General features: G+C 37.7%; 13 protein-coding genes. All 13 read left to right on the top strand.

Annotated elements, in window-relative coordinates:
* Window positions 1-27 precede the first annotated feature (27 nt).
* Complete coding sequence (locus D7D81_RS17280) at window positions 28-3417, top strand: DNA polymerase III subunit alpha (protein WP_125991271.1); 3390 nt, start codon at window positions 28-30, stop codon at window positions 3415-3417.
* 297 nt (window positions 3418-3714) lie between these two features.
* Window positions 3715-4203: a COG2426 family protein gene (locus D7D81_RS17275; RefSeq protein ID WP_125991270.1), complete on the top strand. Its 489-nt coding sequence runs from the start codon at window positions 3715-3717 to the stop codon at window positions 4201-4203.
* A gap of 271 nt (window positions 4204-4474) precedes the next feature.
* A complete protein-coding gene (licT, locus tag D7D81_RS17270; protein ID WP_125991269.1) occupies window positions 4475-5320 on the top strand; it encodes a BglG family transcription antiterminator LicT in 846 nt (281 codons plus the stop codon).
* 215 nt (window positions 5321-5535) lie between these two features.
* Window positions 5536-7407, top strand: a complete 1872-nt coding sequence (locus tag D7D81_RS17265; RefSeq protein ID WP_125991268.1) for a beta-glucoside-specific PTS transporter subunit IIABC — start codon at window positions 5536-5538, stop codon at window positions 7405-7407.
* Window positions 7397-8827, top strand: a complete 1431-nt coding sequence (gene ascB, locus D7D81_RS17260; protein ID WP_125991267.1) for a 6-phospho-beta-glucosidase — start codon at window positions 7397-7399, stop codon at window positions 8825-8827. The genes D7D81_RS17265 and ascB overlap by 11 nt, the downstream gene beginning before the upstream one ends.
* 455 nt (window positions 8828-9282) lie before the next feature.
* Window positions 9283-9501, top strand: coding sequence for a trp RNA-binding attenuation protein MtrB (mtrB, locus tag D7D81_RS17255; RefSeq protein ID WP_125991266.1), 219 nt, complete (start codon window positions 9283-9285; stop codon window positions 9499-9501).
* Window positions 9502-9593: 92 nt separating this feature from the next.
* On the top strand, window positions 9594-9767 hold the full coding sequence (locus D7D81_RS19710; RefSeq protein WP_164522338.1) for a hypothetical protein: 174 nt from the start codon (window positions 9594-9596) through the stop codon (window positions 9765-9767).
* A gap of 33 nt (window positions 9768-9800) precedes the next feature.
* Window positions 9801-10682, top strand: coding sequence for an acetyl-CoA carboxylase, carboxyltransferase subunit beta (gene accD, locus D7D81_RS17250; RefSeq protein WP_125991265.1), 882 nt, complete (start codon window positions 9801-9803; stop codon window positions 10680-10682).
* A complete protein-coding gene (locus D7D81_RS17245; RefSeq protein WP_125991264.1) occupies window positions 10672-11673 on the top strand; it encodes an acetyl-CoA carboxylase carboxyltransferase subunit alpha in 1002 nt (333 codons plus the stop codon). Before accD ends, D7D81_RS17245 begins: the two co-directional genes overlap by 11 nt.
* Window positions 11670-12665 carry a 6-phosphofructokinase gene (gene pfkA / locus D7D81_RS17240; RefSeq protein WP_125991263.1) on the top strand — a complete coding sequence of 332 codons (996 nt, stop codon included), beginning with the start codon at window positions 11670-11672 and terminating at the stop codon, window positions 12663-12665. The genes D7D81_RS17245 and pfkA overlap by 4 nt, the downstream gene beginning before the upstream one ends.
* A 23-nt stretch (window positions 12666-12688) precedes the next feature.
* Entirely contained in the window at window positions 12689-14107 is a 1419-nt protein-coding gene (pyk, locus tag D7D81_RS17235) for a pyruvate kinase (protein WP_125991262.1), read from the top strand.
* Between the two features lie 224 nt (window positions 14108-14331).
* A complete protein-coding gene (ppdK, locus tag D7D81_RS17230) occupies window positions 14332-16986 on the top strand; it encodes a pyruvate, phosphate dikinase (protein ID WP_125991261.1) in 2655 nt (884 codons plus the stop codon).
* A gap of 446 nt (window positions 16987-17432) precedes the next feature.
* Window positions 17433-17705 (top strand): OadG family transporter subunit, encoded by a 273-nt coding sequence (locus D7D81_RS17225; protein ID WP_125991260.1) that lies wholly within the window; start codon window positions 17433-17435, stop codon window positions 17703-17705.
* Window positions 17706-17731 lie beyond the last annotated feature (26 nt).

The following is a 17731-nucleotide window of genomic DNA, read 5'->3' as shown; positions in this document are numbered from 1 at the left end:
TAATTATAATTTGAAAGAAGGATAATTATGACAGCTAACTTTGTTCACTTACACGTCCATACTGAATATAGTCTTCTGGACGGGGCACTGCGTATCAAGGACCTTGTTCAGTATAGTAAAGAGCTGGCTATGCCGGCAGTGGCTATGACTGATCATGGGGTTTTATATGGTGCAGTAGACTTTTACCGGCAGGCTGTTCGGGAAGGTATTAAACCAATTATCGGTTGTGAGGTTTATTTAGCCCCTGGTTCTAGATTTGAGAAGAGTAAGAGAGAGAGATATCATCTGGTATTACTGGCTATGGATAATGAGGGTTACCATAATCTGATAAAATTGGTATCACAAGCCTGGCTGGAAGGTTTTTATTATAAGCCGAGGGTAGATAAGGATTTATTATACGAACATCACAGGGGACTGGTTGCTCTATCGGCCTGTGTTCAGGGTGAAATACCACAATTGATTTTAAAGGGAAAAGAGGAAAAGGCCAGAGAAACAGCCCTGGAATATAGGGAGATATTTGGTAAAGGTAATTTCTATTTTGAATTACAGGACCACCACCTGGGAGATGAAAAAAAGGTTAATAGTCATTTGATTAAACTGGGTAAGGAGCTTAATATTCCACTACTGGTTACTAATGATGTACACTACTTAAAGCAAAGTGATGCTGAACTCCATGATGTTTTGCTGGCAATGCAGACAGGTAAGACAGTAGATGATGAAAATAGAATGACCTTTCCTAATGATAAATTTTATTTTAAGAAACCTACTGAAATGTTCAGGCTTTTTCCATCACTGTCAGAAATTTACCAGAATACAGTTGATTTAGCAGAACGGAGTGAAGTAAAACTTGACTTTAATACCTTTTATCTGCCTGATTTCCCTGATGCCGGGGGTAAAGAGGCTGCAGCAAAATTATTGAGAAGAAAGTGTCAGGATGGTCTACTTGATAAAGGACTGGCTGATAATAAAACAGCCCGGGAAAGGCTTGATTATGAATTAAAGGTAATTGAAGAGATGGGTTATGTCTCTTATTTCTTGATTGTCTGGGATTTTGTTGACTATGCTGTTAGAAATGATATTAGAGTAGGTCCGGGTAGGGGTTCAGCAGCCGGGAGTCTGGTTTCGTATCTCCTGGGGATAACCCGTATTAATCCCCTGGAGTATAATCTTATTTTTGAGAGGTTTTTAAACCCTGAAAGGGTAACCATGCCTGATATTGATATAGATTTTGATGAACGAAGGGATGAGATAATAGAATATGTACGGGAAAGGTATGGAGATGAGAAAGTTGCTCAGATCGGGACTTTTGGGACTATGGCAGCCAGGGCTGCTATCCGTGATGTGGGACGTGTTTTAAATATACCATTAAAAATAGTTGATCGGGTTGCTAAAATGGTGCCGTCAAGGCCGGGTATTAGTCTGGATGAAGCCTTGAAGATGAATGAAAAGCTATTAAATTATTATCAAAGTGATCAAGAAATTGCCCGCTTAGTGGATTTTGCTAGAGGTGTTGAGGGATTACCAAGACATATTTCCACACATGCAGCAGGTATTATTATTGGCTCCAGGGATTTAAGTGAATTAATACCACTGCAGACCCAGGATGAAGCTGTCATAACCCAGCTTCCCATGAATGACCTGGAGAGTCTTGGTTTATTGAAAATGGATTTCCTGGGCTTGAGGAATCTTACTATTATTGATAAGGCTCTGGATAATATCAAAGTAAACTGTGGCCATGATATAGTGGTTGAGCAGATACCATTAGATGACCCGCCTGTTTATCAACTATTACAGCAGGGCAGAACCTTAGGGGTCTTTCAGATGGAATCCTACCTCTTTCGGGACCTTAACCAGCGCTTAAAACCAGATAGGTTCTCTGATTTGATTGCTATCCTTGCTTTAGGACGGCCAGGACCACTTGGTAGTGGTCTTGTTGATCAGTATATTGATAGTAGACATGGTTTAAGAAAACCAGAATACCTCCATTCATCACTTGAACCAATACTTAAGGAAACATTTGGTTTAATACTCTATCAGGAACAGGTGATGGAGATTGCCAGTAAGATTGCTGGCTACACAATGGGTGAAGCTGATCTATTGAGAAGGGGTATGGGTAAAAAGAAAAAAGAACTGATTGCTAATGAGCGGGCAAAGTTTGTCAGGGGTGCTGAAAAATTAAAGGGTATTAAGCAGGATATTGCCAATAAAATCTTTGATCAGATGGAATATTTTGCAGGATATGGTTTTAATAAATCACATAGTGCTGCCTATGCTATGCTGGCCTATCAGACTGCTTATCTTAAAGAAAAGTATCCAGCAGAATTTATGGCTGCAGTTTTATCATCTGTGATGAGCAACCTGGATAAGGTTGGACAGTATATTCGTGAATGTAAAGAAATGGGGATTGCGGTTTTGCCCCCTGATATTAATAAGAGTGACTATGAATTCAGGGCAATGCCAGATGGGAAGATTCACTTTGGATTAAAGGCTATTAAAAATGTGGGAACTGCAGCGATCAAGGCCATTATTGAAGGCAGACAGGCAGAACCCTATCATTCACTTGAGGATTTTCTCAAAAGGGTTGAACTTAGACCCCTTAATATCCAGATTATTGAATCATTGATTAAGGCAGGTGCTTTTTCATCCTTTAAAGAAAAGAGGTCTCAGATTTTAATCAAGTTTGAGGAAATCTATGAGAAGGTAAGTTCCGGGCGCCGTCATCACAGTACAGGACAGACCTCGTTTTTTGATGTAGTTGCTAATAAAGAGGATTTTTTTGAAGATAGTATTAAATACCCGGATATTGCGGAGCTTTCCCTGGAAGAGAAACTGGCCCAGGAACGGGAATATTTGGGAATATATCTTTCGGCACACCCCCTTGACAGGTTCCAAAAAAAGATAGCTTGTTTTACTAATTGTGATAGCCAGTTTATCAAAGATGTTGATAGTGAAGAAAATACTGCTCAAAAGATACTTGTGGCAGGGATGGTTATTGAAAAAAAAGAACATATCACCCGACGTAAGCAGCAGATGGCTTTTTTGACAATAGAAGATTGGGCAGGTAAGATAGAGGTAATTGTCTTCCCGGGTGTTTACAGGGATAACGCTGATTTCCTGGAAAAAGGCAAGAAGGTTTTGATAATGGGCAGACTGGATGAGGGTAAGGTCCTGGCTGATAGGGTTCTTTCTCTTGAGATACCTTACCTTATGATAGAATTGACCAGTAAAGAAAGTCTTAAAGAAATAAAAGAGATTCTTCAGAAATATAAAGGAGATAATCCTGTTTTTTTCAGGGTAGATAGAGGGGATTATGCTGATTTAATACTCAGTAATAGGAGATACTGGATAGGAGATAGTAGTAAAGTGCTGCAGGCTTTTGAGCCTTTAAAGGAAATAGAAATAAAAATATTTGATTAAATATATATAAGTAGTACTTAAATATTGCACTTTCTCGTTCCAGCCAATTATATTAATTCCGCTTGTCGTGCGCCACAGGCACTCCGTATCTAAATAAACCGTGCAAGAACATTAAGGTTGCACTCCGGCGTCCTGCCTACGTGAAAAATATACGACGCTCTCGATGAGCTAGTGTCTAAGCTAACATTGCGCAAGTTAAAAGAAAGCTTAGACTAGTCGCTCCATTAATATAATTGGCTTACACAAAGCATTAGTGTGAATAAATTAAATGAAATTTATATACTTGGAGGAATGTCAATGAATGATTTTGTTTTTTCCTGGTTAAATCAATATCTTTCAAAGGAATGGGCTGTTTTTTTTACGGCCTGTCTGCCGATTGTAGAGCTCAGGGGAGCGATACCACTGGCTATTGCCCTGGGTATTTCCCCCTGGAAGGCTTACTTATTATCAGTGGCCGGTAATACGGTTCCTGTGATACCATTATTATTGTACTTAAGGCCGATTAGATTATTTTTGATAAGCAACTCCAGTTTTATGGAGTCTTTTTTTGGCTGGTTGGATAAAAGGACTATCAATAAAAGTGCTCAGATAGAGAAATATGGGGCAGTAGCCTTAATATTATTTACGGCGATTCCGTTACCGACAACCGGGGCGTGGACAGCCAGCCTGGCAGCACTTTTGTTTAAGATTAAGTTTCGTTATGCCTTTCCGGCTATTATTGCCGGGATATGCCTGGCAGGGATAATAATGACTATCCTTAGTCTTACAGGTAAGGCTATATTCTAAAAGAGGAAAATTTAAGTTATCTAATCTAAGTTTAAGTAATTTTCAAACTATTTTATATAATTTGTTGAAATATAATTTTATTTATGTTATCATATAATAAATTAAAGGGTTGTAACTGGGAACAGGCAACACCTAAATTAGAGAGAACACAGCTTAAAGAAGTGTTCTATGCTAGTTTAGGTGTTTTTTAGTAAAATAAATATTATTTTTGTTGTTTGCTGAAAATGTTGAGTATTAATTTCTGAGTTATCTATGTGGAGAGTGTGATTGGATGAAGGTGAAGAAAGTATACAACAATAATATTCTTTTAGCTGAAAATGAACAATTATTAGAGGTAATATTGCTTGGACGTGGAATCGCTTTTAAGAAAAAAGCTGGAGATAAGGTTGATGTTTCAAAAATAGAGAAAACCTTTATTTTAGATTCTCCTGAGCTTTATTCAAGCTTTGTTAAATTATTACAGGAAGTTCCTTTAAATCATGTGAAATTGGTAGAAAAAATCGTTAGTGAGGCACAAGAAGAATTGAAGGTAAAGTTTCATGACAGTATCTATATTGCATTAACAGACCATATGAGCTATGCTTTATCTAGATATAAGATAGGAATAGAAATGAAAAATGCATTGCTGTGGGAAATCAAAAGAATTTATGAGAAAGAATATAAAGCAGCATGTCATTCTTTGGAAATCATCCAATATTATGAAGGGATTGAAATGTCAGCAGATGAAGCAGGCTTTATCGCACTCCACTTTGTGAATGCACAGCAGGATGGAGAAAAAATGAAGATAACTATGACGATTACTGAAATTGTTAATGATGTGCTAAACATTGTAAAGTATCATTTCAATATTGAATATGACCAAGAATCTTTGAGCTATAGCAGATTTGTTAGACATATCCGCTACTTTGCCAGGCTTATGCTCCATAATAAAATAGTATCAACAGACGATGACTTTTTATATAAACAGGTGAAAAATAAATGTCCACAAGAGAAAGTGTGTGTAGATAAGATAAAGGTTTATTTTGATAAAAAATTCAACTACAAGATTTCTAAGGAAGAAATGGTATATTTTATAATCCATATTAATCGTGTTATCAAGTATGAACAAAAGGGTTAGTGATGAAAAGAAAATTAAAAATAAATATTTGTTAAGAAAATAAGGGTTGTAACCGTATAAGGGCAATACCTAAATTCATGGAAAATAAATTTCGGCTTGAGAATGTAAAAGCCAATTATGTTTTCTTGAATTTAGGTTTTTTATTTATTTTCACAAAAAAGAAAGTCGATGCTTTTTTGTGAAAATAAATAAAACTAAAAAGGGAGGAATAAATTATGGATAATCGAAAATTAGCAAAAGATATTTTAAGCTATGTAGGCGGTATTAACAATATTGCTCAATTAGCAAACTGTGCTACTCGGTTAAGAATGAATTTTAAAGATGAAAAATTAGTTGATTTAGAAGCCTTAAAGAAGATAGATGGTGTTATGGATGCCATTTATAAGTCAGGCCAATATCAGATTATTATTGGTACAGAGGTTGCGAACGTATGTGAGGAAATGGGAAAGCTAGGGTATATAAGTGTGCCCGCTGAGCATTCCAAACAAAAAGGTGGGAAACTGGAAAGGTTGATGGATATTTTGGCCTCTATTTTCACACCAGTTATTCCGGCAATTACAGCAGCTGGTATGATAAAGGCTATTTTAGTTATATTTGTTCTTCTTGGAATGCCAAAGGACTCACAGGTTTATTTTATCTTAAGCTTTGTTGCAGATGCAGGTTTTTACTTTTTACCTGTTATGCTTGGATTTTCAACAGCAAAAAAACTGGGAGGCAATCCATATTTAGCAGCAATGCTTGGAGGAATATTGTTACACCCAGGTTTTAAAGCAATGGTGACAGCAGGAGATCCAATTAGTTTTTTAGGGCTTCCAGTTAAATTAGTTAATTATGCCTCCAGTGTTATTCCCATTATTTTAGCTGTTTGGTTCATGGGTTATGTAGAGCGATATGCAGATAAAATATCACCGAAACCAATTAAATTTTTTACAAAACCAGTACTAGTTATTTTGATAGTATCACCGATTACATTAATAGTATTAGGACCGCTAGGCTCTATTATTGGTACTGGCATTGCTACAGTAGTAGGTTTCTTAAACACACATGTAAGATGGTTTGTTCCTACTGTCATGGGGGCATTTATGCCACTATTAGTATTGACAGGTATGCATTGGAGTTTTTTGCCAATCTTATTAACTTCTTATTCTACGTATGGTTACGAAGCAATTATGGGGCCAGGAAGTCTTGTTTCCAATATATGTCAAGGAGCTGCAGCCTTGTGTGTAGCTATTAAGTCAAAAAATATAAAATTGAAACAACTGGGTTATTCATCAGGTATTACAGCACTTATGGGTATTACAGAGCCAGCAATGTATGGGATTACTCTGAAATTAAAAAAGCCATTGATTGCTGTCATGATTGGCGGTGCTTCTGGTGGTTTATATGCAGGCGTTATGGGGGTTGTCCGCTATACATCTGGAACACCAGGACTATTATCACTTCCTGTTTTTATCGGAGAAAATCCAATGAATATAGTTCATGCAGTTATTTCTTGCATAATTGGTTTTATTGTTACCTTTATCCTTACTTGGATCTTAGGATTTGAAGAACCAAAAGATATGGGAACAGAGAATATTTTAGGGGGAGAATCAATAAAAAATAAGTTATCATTAAATAGAAGAATAGATATTTATAGCCCGATGGAAGGACAGATAATCGATATTAACAAAGTTGATGATGATAGTTTTGCCAATGAAGTTACTGGAAAAGGTGTAGCTATAATTCCAAAAACAGGGAAAGTTGTAGCACCCTTTGATGGAACTGCAACAATGGTATTCAGTACAAAGCATGCTATTGGTTTAACAAATGAGGAAGGTATAGAGCTGTTGATACATGTTGGAATTGACACGATGGAACTTGAAGGTAAGCATTTTAATACTCTAGTGAAAAAAGGCGATGCAATTAAAAAAGGAGACCCGTTGCTAGAGTTTGACAAAGAAGCAATAGAGAAGGAAGGCTATAAATGTACTACGCCTATAGTTGTTACAAACTCAGATGATTATTTAGACGTTGTTGGTGTGGAGGAAGGAAAAGTAGAAACAGGTGAATTAATAATGATGATTTTAGAAGGGGTATATGATGAATAGACTAGATAAAGACTTCCTGTGGGGAGGAGCTATGGCTGCTAATCAATGTGAAGGAGCCCATTTGGAGGATGGAAAGGGCTTGTCCTGTATGGATATTCTTCCATCAGTTCAATATGGTAGAAAGGAAGCTATGTATAATCCCCAAGTTGCATTGACCAAAAAGTATGGATATTATCCAAGCCATGAAGGAATAGATTTTTACCATAACTATAAAGAAGATATCAAGCTTTTAGCAGAAATGGGAATAAAGGCTTTTCGTACATCCATAAGTTGGCCTAGAATATTTCCTAATGGAGATGATAAAGAGCCAAATGAACTGGGACTTAAATTTTATGATCGTTTGTTTGAAGAATGTCGAAAATACAATATAGAACCAGTAGTAACCTTATCTCATTTTGATACACCATTAAATTTGAGCAAAAAATACGGAGGGTGGTATAATCGAAAACTAGTTGATTTTTACCTTAAATATTGTAAAGTTGTATTTAAACGTTATGCAGAAGTAGTAAAATATTGGATTTCATTTAATGAAATAAACATGATTACTCACATTCCATTTTTTGGTGGGGGAATTATTCTAAAAGATGACGATGATGTGATGCAGGTATCATATCAGGCGGCACATCACCAATTAGTAGCCAGTGCCCTGGCTACTAAGCTGCTGCGTGATATAAGTAAAAACGGGAAAATGGGCTGTATGCTGGCGGCTGGTTCTTATTATCCATATAGCTGTAATCCAAAGGATGTATGGGCAGCAGTTGAGAAAAATCAGGACATGTATTTCTTTATTGATGTGCAGGCGAGAGGCGGATACCCAAGCTATACAAAACGTTTATTAAAGAAAAAAGGGGTCTGCATAAAAATAGCAGCAGAAGATGAGGTGATTTTTAAAAAGCATAAGGTAGATTATATTGCATTGAGTTATTACTCGAGCAGATTGATTAGTGTTAATAAGAAGGTTTTAAAGAACATTGCTGATGGTAATGCAGTTACAACTTTGCGGAATCCTTATTTAGAAGCAACGCCATGGGGAAGACAGATTGACCCAATAGGGCTTCGAATAACCATGAATGAATTATACGATCGTTATCAGAAGCCCCTTTTTATAGTTGAAAATGGTCTTGGCGTCAGTGATAAAGTAGATGAAAATGGAGAAATTCATGATGATTATCGAATTTCCTATGTTAAAGAGCATATAAAGGCTATGAAAGGTGCTATAGCGGATGGTATAGAATGTCTTGGGTATTTGGTTTGGGGATGTATTGACTTAGTAAGTGCTGGTACAGGAGAGATGGAAAAGAGGTATGGATTTATCTATGTAGACAGAGATAATGAAGGAAATGGGACCTTGAAACGGATTAAAAAGAAATCTTTTTGGTGGTATAAAAAAGTTATCGAATCAAATGGAGAAGAGCTGTAGCTGTTGTTATGTAAAAGCGTTCATTATTTTCTTTAAAATTATATTAATATTAAGTTTTAAGCCTGCTTATCTATAGGTGTACCGTCAATTAACGATAGATTCTTTGGTTTTTTTAGCTTCTTTATATAGATTCTGTTATTAATATTAAAATTCAAGAAATTTCAAATAAAATGTGAAGATGAAAACCTGCTTCTAAAAAAAGAGGCAGGTTTATTTAAAATTTTAATAGGCCTATTTTAATAGGCCTATAGATATGTGATTAAAAAATTTAATTTGCTCTAGTAGTTACTAAAGGGATTACTGTCCCAGGGATAAAAAAATAAGAAGCTTGCTTTTTATGTAATGAAGGATTTCTATCAGAGGGTCTAAGGCGATAATACTAAATTGACCCCTTGTTTGGCTTGACATTAAATAGAAAAAAGTGTATTATAAAAAAAATAAGGGGGTTAAATTTTATGGATGTGAAAGCTGATTATATTGTTGTAAAGGCTCTTGAAGATGGTGTAACATTAATCGGTTTGACCCGCGGTAAAGAAACTAAATTTCATCATACAGAAAAGCTGGATAAGGGAGAAGTGTTGCTTGCTCAATTTACAGACCACACCTCTGCTATCAAGATAAGGGGCAAGGCGGAGATTATGACTAAAAATGGATCAATTGGCTCAGGAGATTAAACCAGGCAATTAAGGCTGGTTTTTCTTTTAACTAGAGGTGCTAGAACTGTCTGGATTATTATTTTATAATATTAGGAATGTGGGGGATTTATATGTGGCAGGTTATCTATATTACTAATGAGAAAGAGGCTAATTCAATTAAAGATAAATTAATTGAACAGGGTTTTTTAGTAAAATTAGAGGCAATGGATGATGGTACAATTCAAATCAAGGTTCCCCAGTCTGAAGCAGAAGAAGTCTACCAGATTCTTAGTGATACAATTTGAATGGTTTAATTTCTTTAATTTGAGGTGAAAGTGATGTTAAAGGATTTATTTGGCAAGTCAAAATATGTAACTGTTAAGTCAAGAGATAATCGTGATAAAAAAGAGGAGTCTTCTCCAGATAACCGCCTCTGGACTAAATGTAATGAATGTAAAGAAATAATCTTTAATAAAAAACTAGTTGAAAACCTGATGGTCTGCCCCAAGTGTGGTAAGCATTTCCGTTTGACTGCCAGGGATAGGCTGGCAATTACTGTTGATGAGGGCAGCTTTAAGGAGTTTGCTGAAGATATATATAGTAAAGACCCGCTTGATTTCCCTAACTATGTAGAGAAGATGGTCAGGGCAAAGATTAAAACAAATCTAAATGAAGCTGTAATTACTGGTGAAGCATTGATTGGCGGACATCAGATAGTAATTGCTATTATGGATTTTAATTTTATGGGGGGAAGTATGGGGTCGGTAGTTGGTGAAAAGATTACCCTGGCAATAGAGAAGGCTATTGAGAAGAAAAAGCCCTTAATAATCTTTAGTACAGCTGGAGGAGCCAGAATGCAGGAGGGCCTTCTTTCTTTGATGCAGATGGCTAAAACCAGTGCTGCTGTAAAAAAGATTCATCAGGCTGGGCTTTTATATGTCTGTGTAATGACTGACCCGACATCAGGTGGTGTTACTGCTAGTTTTGCCACCTTGGCTGACATAATTATTGCTGAAAAAGGGGCTTTAATAGCCTTTGCCGGGCCTCGTGTTATTAAACAGACTATTAGTGCAGACCTCCCAGAAGGATTTCAAAAGGCAGAATTTCTCCTGGAACATGGTATGGTAGATAGAGTGACTCCCCGTCATAAAATGCGTGATGAATTAAAAGCTATTTTAGAGATCCATCAAGATAGTGGGGTGAATGAATATGCCCAATAATGTACTGGAATTTGAGAAACCATTAATTGAACTAGCGGAGAAAATTAAGGAATTACAATCGTTTATGGATGAAAAAGGTCTTGATCTCAGTGAAGAGGTTAAGCGTCTACGTGAGAGAGCAAACAATTTGCGTTGTGAGATATATGCCAATTTAAATACCAAACAAATACTGCAGATTGCCAGACACCAGAATAGGCCTACAGCCCGCGATTATATTGAGTATATCTTTGATCAATTTATGGAATTACATGGTGACCGCAGATTTGGTGATGATAAAGCCTTAATTGGGGGTATGGGTTTAATAGCTGGAAAACCGTATACTTTCCTCGGTCACCAAAAGGGTAAGTCTACTAAAGAAAACCTGAGAAGAAATTTTGCAATGGCTCACCCTGAAGGATACCGCAAAGCCCTGAGGCTAATGAAACAGGCTGAAAAATTTGATAGACCCATTATAACAATGATAAATACACCAGGGGCCTATCCTGGGATAGGTGCTGAGGAAAGGGGTCAGGCTGAAGCTATCGCTACTAATCTGATGGAGATGTCCTCTATTAAAGTGCCTATTGTAGTTGTTGTGACAGGTGAAGGTGGTAGTGGTGGGGCATTAGGTATTGGTCTAGGGGACAGGATTTTAATGATGGAATATACTTATTATTCGGTTTCTTCGCCCGAGGCCTGTGCTGCTATTCTGTGGAAGGATGCCGAAAAGTCAGCTGAGGCTGCTGAAGCCTTGAAGATTACCGCTAATGCTTTAAGGGAGCTGCGTTTAATTGATAAAATTGTTACAGAACCAGTTGGTGGGGCACATAAAGACCCCAAGAAGGCTGCTCTGTTGCTTAAAAACGAGATCATTAGTAATATGAAAGAACTATCAGTACTAAGTAGAGATGAATTACTTGAACAACGCTATAAAAAATATAGGAATATGGGTGAATTCTCTAATAAGGAAACGATTGCATTACCTGAGGAAGTAAAGGAGGAAGCTAGATGAATAAGATAGGTGTTTTAACAAGTGGTGGGGATGCCCCTGGGATGAATGCAGCAATAAGGTCAGTTGTCAGGGTTGCCTTACATCATGGTCTTAATGTTGTTGGAATCAGGAGGGGATATGCTGGTTTAATTGACGGTGATTTCTATCAGATGAACCGGAGTTCGGTAAGTGATATTATACAACGAGGGGGGACTATCCTGCTTTCTGCCCGCTGTGAGGAGTTCAAAACCCCTGAGGGCCGCCAGAAGGCCCTACATAATATGCAGCAGGAGGGGATCGAAGCCCTGGTAGTAATTGGTGGTGATGGTTCATTAACTGGCGCACAAAAAATAGATAAAGAACTTGGCATTCCAGTAATTGGTATACCTGGGACTATTGATAATGACCTGGCCGGTACTGAGATAACTATCGGCTGTGATACCGCTATGAATACGGTTATTGATGCTATCAATAAGATCAGGGATACAGCTACTTCTCATGAACGTACTTTTGTTATAGAAACAATGGGCAGGAGGTGTGGTTTTCTGACAGTTATGACTGCCCTGGCTGGTGGAGCAGATGCTATTCTTATACCAGAGATGAATTATGATCTAGATGATATTTGTAATAAGCTGATAAAGCGCCAGGAAATGGGCAGATTACATAACATTGTACTGGTTGCTGAAGGGGTTGGTGAGGACTTTAAGACTAATCGTAATTTGGATGAGAGTCCAGCTTTTTTTATCAGTAGACTTATATCAGATAAAACAGGTCAGGAGACCAGGGTAATTATCCTGGGACACCTACAGAGGGGTGGTTCACCAACAGTTAGAGACAGGGTGCTTGCCAGCAGAATGGGTGCTAAGGCAGTGGAATTATTACTGGCAGGTGAATCTAATATAATGATTGGTATAGAAGGTAGAGAGCTGGTTTATCATAAAATTAGTGAAGTCTTAAGTACTAAAAAAGAAATAGATATGGGTTTATATGAGTTAGGAACGATTCTTTCCTAGTAAACAGCAGGGGTGATATGAAAATGCGCAAGACAAAAATAGTTTGTACACTGGGTCCAGCCAGTAGTACTAAAGAAATGATTGTTGAGCTGGTTAAGGCAGGGATGGATGTTGCCAGGCTTAATTTTTCACATGGTGATTATAATGAACATGGTCAACGCATTGAACTTGTGCATGAAGTAGTAAAGGAGACTGGTAAGATAATCCCTATTATGATGGATACTAAAGGACCAGAGATAAGGACAGGCTCACTGAGTGAGGGGCAAGTCAAGCTTGAAAGAGGCCGGGAAATTATCCTAACTACAGATGAAAAGTCTAACAGTAACAATACCAGTGTTTCTGTTTCCTATAATCATTTACCAGAGGATGTTAAAAAAGGCTCCAAGATCTTGATTGATGATGGCCTAATTGAACTAAAGGTGTTGGGCATAAATGATCATGAGATCAGGTGTGAGATTCTCAATGAAGGATTTTTAGGCAGCCATAAAGGTGTCAATCTACCTGGTATATCACTTAAACTCCCTGCCTTGACTGAGAAAGATAAAAATGATATTCGTTTTGGTATTGAAAATGGGGTAAGTTTTATTGCTGCTTCATTTGTCAGGAAGGCGCGGGATGTACTTGAGATACGCAAGTTATTAATTGAGGAAAAGGCTGAGGATATCTATATTATCTCTAAAATTGAGAACCAAGAGGGTGTAGATAATATAGATGAGATTATTGAGGTGTCTGATGGTATAATGATTGCAAGGGGAGACCTGGGTGTTGAGATACCGCCGGAAAAGGTTCCTTTAATCCAGAAGACGATAATCAACAAATGTAAGCAGGCTGCTAAACCGGTGATTACTGCTACCCAGATGTTGGATTCAATGATACGTAACCCTCGCCCAACCAGAGCAGAGGCCTCTGATGTGGCTAATGCAATTTTTGATGGGACAGATGCTATCATGCTCTCTGGGGAATCAGCTATAGGTGATTATCCAGTGGAAACAGTTAATACTATGGCCAATATAGCCCGGGAGATTGAGTTTTCTACTCATTATAGTGGAAGAATAAAGAGTTATGAGAATACCTCCTCTAAGACAGTAACTGAAGCTATAAGCTTAGCCTCGTGTAAAACAGCAATGGATTTGAATGCACGGTGTATTATTACTGCAACCAGTTCTGGTTTTACGGCCCGAATGGTGTCCAAACACCGACCAATGCTACCTATTATAGCAGTTACACATAATGAGGCAGTAATAAGGTATTTAAAACTCTGCTGGGGTGTTTATCCACTCAAAGTACCGCAGAGTAAGACTACAGATGAAATGATTGATAATGCTATTACTACTATTTTAGGACATGGTTTAGTTGAAAAGGGTGATTTGGTTACTATTACTGCTGGTGTACCTGTTAGTATGTCTGGTACCACTAATCTGATTGAAGTACTGGTAATTTAGTAGTGTTTATAAGTAAAAGTTTTAATATTTTTATAATTCATTTTTTAGGAGGTATTTGTTTTTTTATCTTGAATAGTTATTATGTGATTGAGTTCTAAATATAATTTTAAGAAATAATTATACTTGGGGGTGGTTAGCAAAATTAAAAAAATTTACATATTTATAATCTAAAATAAAGATAATAGATTAAAAGAGGTAGATTTACTTAAGGAGGTATTTTTTTAATGGTAGAGAAGTATGTTTATTCTTTTGGTGGTGGAAAAGCTGATGGTAAAACTGAATTAAAGAATCTTCTCGGGGGGAAAGGTGCTAACCTGGCTGAGATGACAAACCTAGGGATTAATGTCCCCCCTGGCTTTACGATTACAACAAATGTGTGTACCCTTTATTATGAAAATAATGAGAATTATCCAGAGGGTCTGGATGAACAAGTTGAAGAGGCCCTGTCCAAGGTAGAGGGGTTGATGGGTAAGGAATTTGGGGATGTTAATGACCCCTTACTCTTTTCTGTTCGTTCTGGTGCCCGGGTTTCAATGCCTGGTATGATGGACACGGTTTTAAATCTTGGTCTTAATGATGAAACAGTACAGGGAGTAATCAAACAGACCAATAATGAAAGATTTGCCTATGACTCATACCGCCGTTTTGTGCAGATGTTTGGTAATGTTGTTTTAGGTATGGATGGTGCTGAGTTCGAAGAGATTCTAGAGAAAAAGAAAGAAAAACTTGGTGTTGATTATGATACAGAGATTCCAGCTGAGTCTTTAAAGGAACTGGTGGGTGAATTTAAGGCCCATATAAAAGAAACAACCGGGGAAGATTTCCCTGAAGAACCAAAAGCTCAGTTGTGGGCAGCGATTGATGCTGTATTTGGTTCCTGGAACAATGAAAGGGCTATTAGTTACAGGAATATTAATGATATTCCACATCACTGGGGTACAGCAGTAAATGTGCAAACTATGGTTTATGGTAATATGGGTGAGAATTCTGGTACAGGTGTTGCTTTTACCCGTAACCCGTCAACCGGGGAAAACAAATACTGGGGTGAATACCTGAAAAATGCCCAGGGAGAAGACGTTGTTGCCGGTATTAGAACCCCTAAACCTATTGCCCAGTTAGAAGAAGAAATGCCTGAGATTTACAAACAACTGACTGACATTTTTGAAAAACTAGAGAAACACTATACTGATGTACAGGATGTTGAGTTTACTATCCAGGAAGGCGAACTTTTCATGCTGCAGACACGTACTGGCAAAAGGACTGCCAGGGCGGCTGTTAAGATTGCTGTTGACCTGGAAGAAGAGGGTTTGATTGATAAAAGGACAGCTGTAGGTAGGATAGAGCCGCAGAAACTTGATGAACTGCTCCACAGGAGGATTGATCCTGATGCAGAGCTTACAATATTGGCTAGAGGCCTTGATGCTTCACCAGGTGCGGCTGCAGGTAAAGTGGTTTTTGATTCTGATGAGGCTGCTGAACTGGGTAAGGCCGGTGAAAAGGTAGTACTGGTCAGGACTGAAACCTCACCTGAAGATATTCACGGTATGGCGGCAGCACAGGGTGTACTTACTTCACGTGGTGGTATGACGAGCCATGCTGCTGTTGTAGCACGTGGTATGGGTAAGCCTGCTGTTGCTGGTTGTGAGGATATTAAAGTTGACTATAGTGTAGAGAAATTTACTACCCCTGATGGTACAGTAGTTAAAAAGGGTGATTTTATTACAATTGATGGTGGTACTGGTAATGTATATCTGGGAGAAGTTCCTACTATCGACCCTGAGATGGATGAAAACTTTGAGAAACTGATGGGTTGGGCAGATGACTTCAGGACAATGCAGGTTAGAACCAATGCTGATACTCCAGAAGACGCAGAAGCCGCTGTTGATTTTGGTGCAGAAGGGATTGGTCTCTGCCGGACAGAGCACATGTTCTTTGATGAAGACCGTTTACCTATTGTTCAGGATATGATTCTTGCTGATAGTAAGGCGGCCAGGGAGTCTGCTCTGGAGAAATTGTTGCCAATGCAGAAGGGTGATTTTAAAGGTATCTTAAAAGCAATGGGTGAAAGACCAGTGACAATTAGACTGCTTGATCCCCCATTACATGAGTTCTTACCTGATCATGATGAATTATTGGTAGAGGTTACCAAATTAAAGGCCAGTGGTAAGGATGCCAGTGATAAAGAAGAATTATTAAAGACAATTGAGAATCTACACGAAATGAATCCAATGCTCGGCCACCGGGGCTGTCGTCTTGGGGTGACTTACCCAGAGATATATGAAATGCAGGCCAGGGCTATTATGGAAGCAGCCTGTGAATTAAAAGCAGATGGTCTTGATGTACATCCAGAGATTATGATTCCCCTTGTAGCACATATTAATGAATTTAAATTAATGAAGGGGGTAGTTAAGAAAGCGGCTGATGCAGTAATAAAAGAAGCTGGGGTTGATTTATCATATACAATTGGTACTATGATTGAACTGCCCAGGGCTGCACTAACTGCTGATCAAATTGCTGAAGAAGCCGAGTTTTTCTCCTTTGGAACTAATGATCTTACCCAGACTACCTTTGGATTTAGTAGGGATGATGCTGAAGGTAAGTTCCTGGCACATTATCTTGATGAAGAAGTACTGGAAAAGAACCCCTTCCAGGTACTTGATCAGGATGGAGTAGGTCAGTTAGTTGAGATTGGTGTTAATAAAGGACGTTCAAGTAATGCTAATTTAAAGGTTGGTATTTGTGGTGAACATGGTGGTGAACCATCTTCTGTTAAGTTCTGCCATAGTGTAGGCCTTAACTATGTATCCTGTTCTCCTTTCAGGGTGCCGATTGCTCGCTTAGCTGCAGCTCAGGCAGAAGTTAATAATCCACATCAGTAGTATTATAAAAGACAACCCATATAGGGGAAATAATTCTCTGTATGGGTTTTTTTGATGGACTAATAATATTTTATATATAAGGAAATTATTTATTTTATCTCCAGTGAATTGCACTAAAACATCAGCTAAAACCCACGTATTTTTGTAGATTTTTTACTTGTAATTGAATTTAACAGATGATATAATTATCAGGAAATATGGACGTGAACAACTAAATTCTGAACATAAGCTCTAAATTTACATAATAATCATGCAAAAAGGGATATCTTTGCCTTTTCTTGGTAAATATTTTCTGTATGTGATTTTTTTAATAATGTCTTTAACAAAACCTATATTTGTTATAGTGGTGATATAGGGGGGTGATTAGTTCATATAATGATAAGTCTGCTTTTAAAAAAGATTATTAACCATTTCTAAAATATGGGAAGGAGGTAATAAGTTAGCATATGGAGTTATTAATAACAACCCTTCAGGTTACCGTTATAGGAATGGGCATAGTATTCTTAGTTTTATTTCTCCTTTCTCTAATCTTACAGCTATTTGAATCTCTACTGTATAAAGAAGAGAAAGTTACTAAGCCTTCCCGCCCTGTAAGATCAAAGGTTAGAGTTCAAGAGGGTCAAGGGGGAGAAGATGAAACGGTTGCAGTAATAACTGCTGTTATGGCCAGTCTGTTAGAAGATAATGAATATGTTGCCAATATTAAAGCTATAAATTAGAGGCTGTTTAATTATTAAATGTAATT

The organism is Halocella sp. SP3-1 (genome assembly GCF_003953885.1).
Classification (GTDB): Bacteria; Bacillota; Halanaerobiia; order Halanaerobiales; family DTU029; genus Iocasia; species Iocasia fonsfrigidae.
This window is presented reverse-complemented; position numbering and strand designations above follow the sequence as displayed.

What these genes read in the sequence shown, in the direction of transcription:
- mtrB (WP_125991266.1), top strand. Translation starts at nt 9,283, where the DNA reads ATGGATGTGAAAGCTGATTATATTGTTGTAAAGGCTCTTGAAGATGGT.
- D7D81_RS17280 (WP_125991271.1), top strand. Translation starts at nt 28, where the DNA reads ATGACAGCTAACTTTGTTCACTTACACGTCCATACTGAATATAGTCTT.
- pfkA (WP_125991263.1), top strand. Translation starts at nt 11,670, where the DNA reads ATGAATAAGATAGGTGTTTTAACAAGTGGTGGGGATGCCCCTGGGATG.
- pyk (WP_125991262.1), top strand. Translation starts at nt 12,689, where the DNA reads ATGCGCAAGACAAAAATAGTTTGTACACTGGGTCCAGCCAGTAGTACT.
- D7D81_RS17265 (WP_125991268.1), top strand. Translation starts at nt 5,536, where the DNA reads ATGGATAATCGAAAATTAGCAAAAGATATTTTAAGCTATGTAGGCGGT.
- D7D81_RS19710 (WP_164522338.1), top strand. Translation starts at nt 9,594, where the DNA reads ATGTGGCAGGTTATCTATATTACTAATGAGAAAGAGGCTAATTCAATT.
- D7D81_RS17275 (WP_125991270.1), top strand. Translation starts at nt 3,715, where the DNA reads ATGAATGATTTTGTTTTTTCCTGGTTAAATCAATATCTTTCAAAGGAA.
- licT (WP_125991269.1), top strand. Translation starts at nt 4,475, where the DNA reads ATGAAGGTGAAGAAAGTATACAACAATAATATTCTTTTAGCTGAAAAT.
- accD (WP_125991265.1), top strand. Translation starts at nt 9,801, where the DNA reads ATGTTAAAGGATTTATTTGGCAAGTCAAAATATGTAACTGTTAAGTCA.
- ascB (WP_125991267.1), top strand. Translation starts at nt 7,397, where the DNA reads ATGATGAATAGACTAGATAAAGACTTCCTGTGGGGAGGAGCTATGGCT.
- D7D81_RS17225 (WP_125991260.1), top strand. Translation starts at nt 17,433, where the DNA reads ATGGAGTTATTAATAACAACCCTTCAGGTTACCGTTATAGGAATGGGC.
- D7D81_RS17245 (WP_125991264.1), top strand. Translation starts at nt 10,672, where the DNA reads ATGCCCAATAATGTACTGGAATTTGAGAAACCATTAATTGAACTAGCG.
- ppdK (WP_125991261.1), top strand. Translation starts at nt 14,332, where the DNA reads ATGGTAGAGAAGTATGTTTATTCTTTTGGTGGTGGAAAAGCTGATGGT.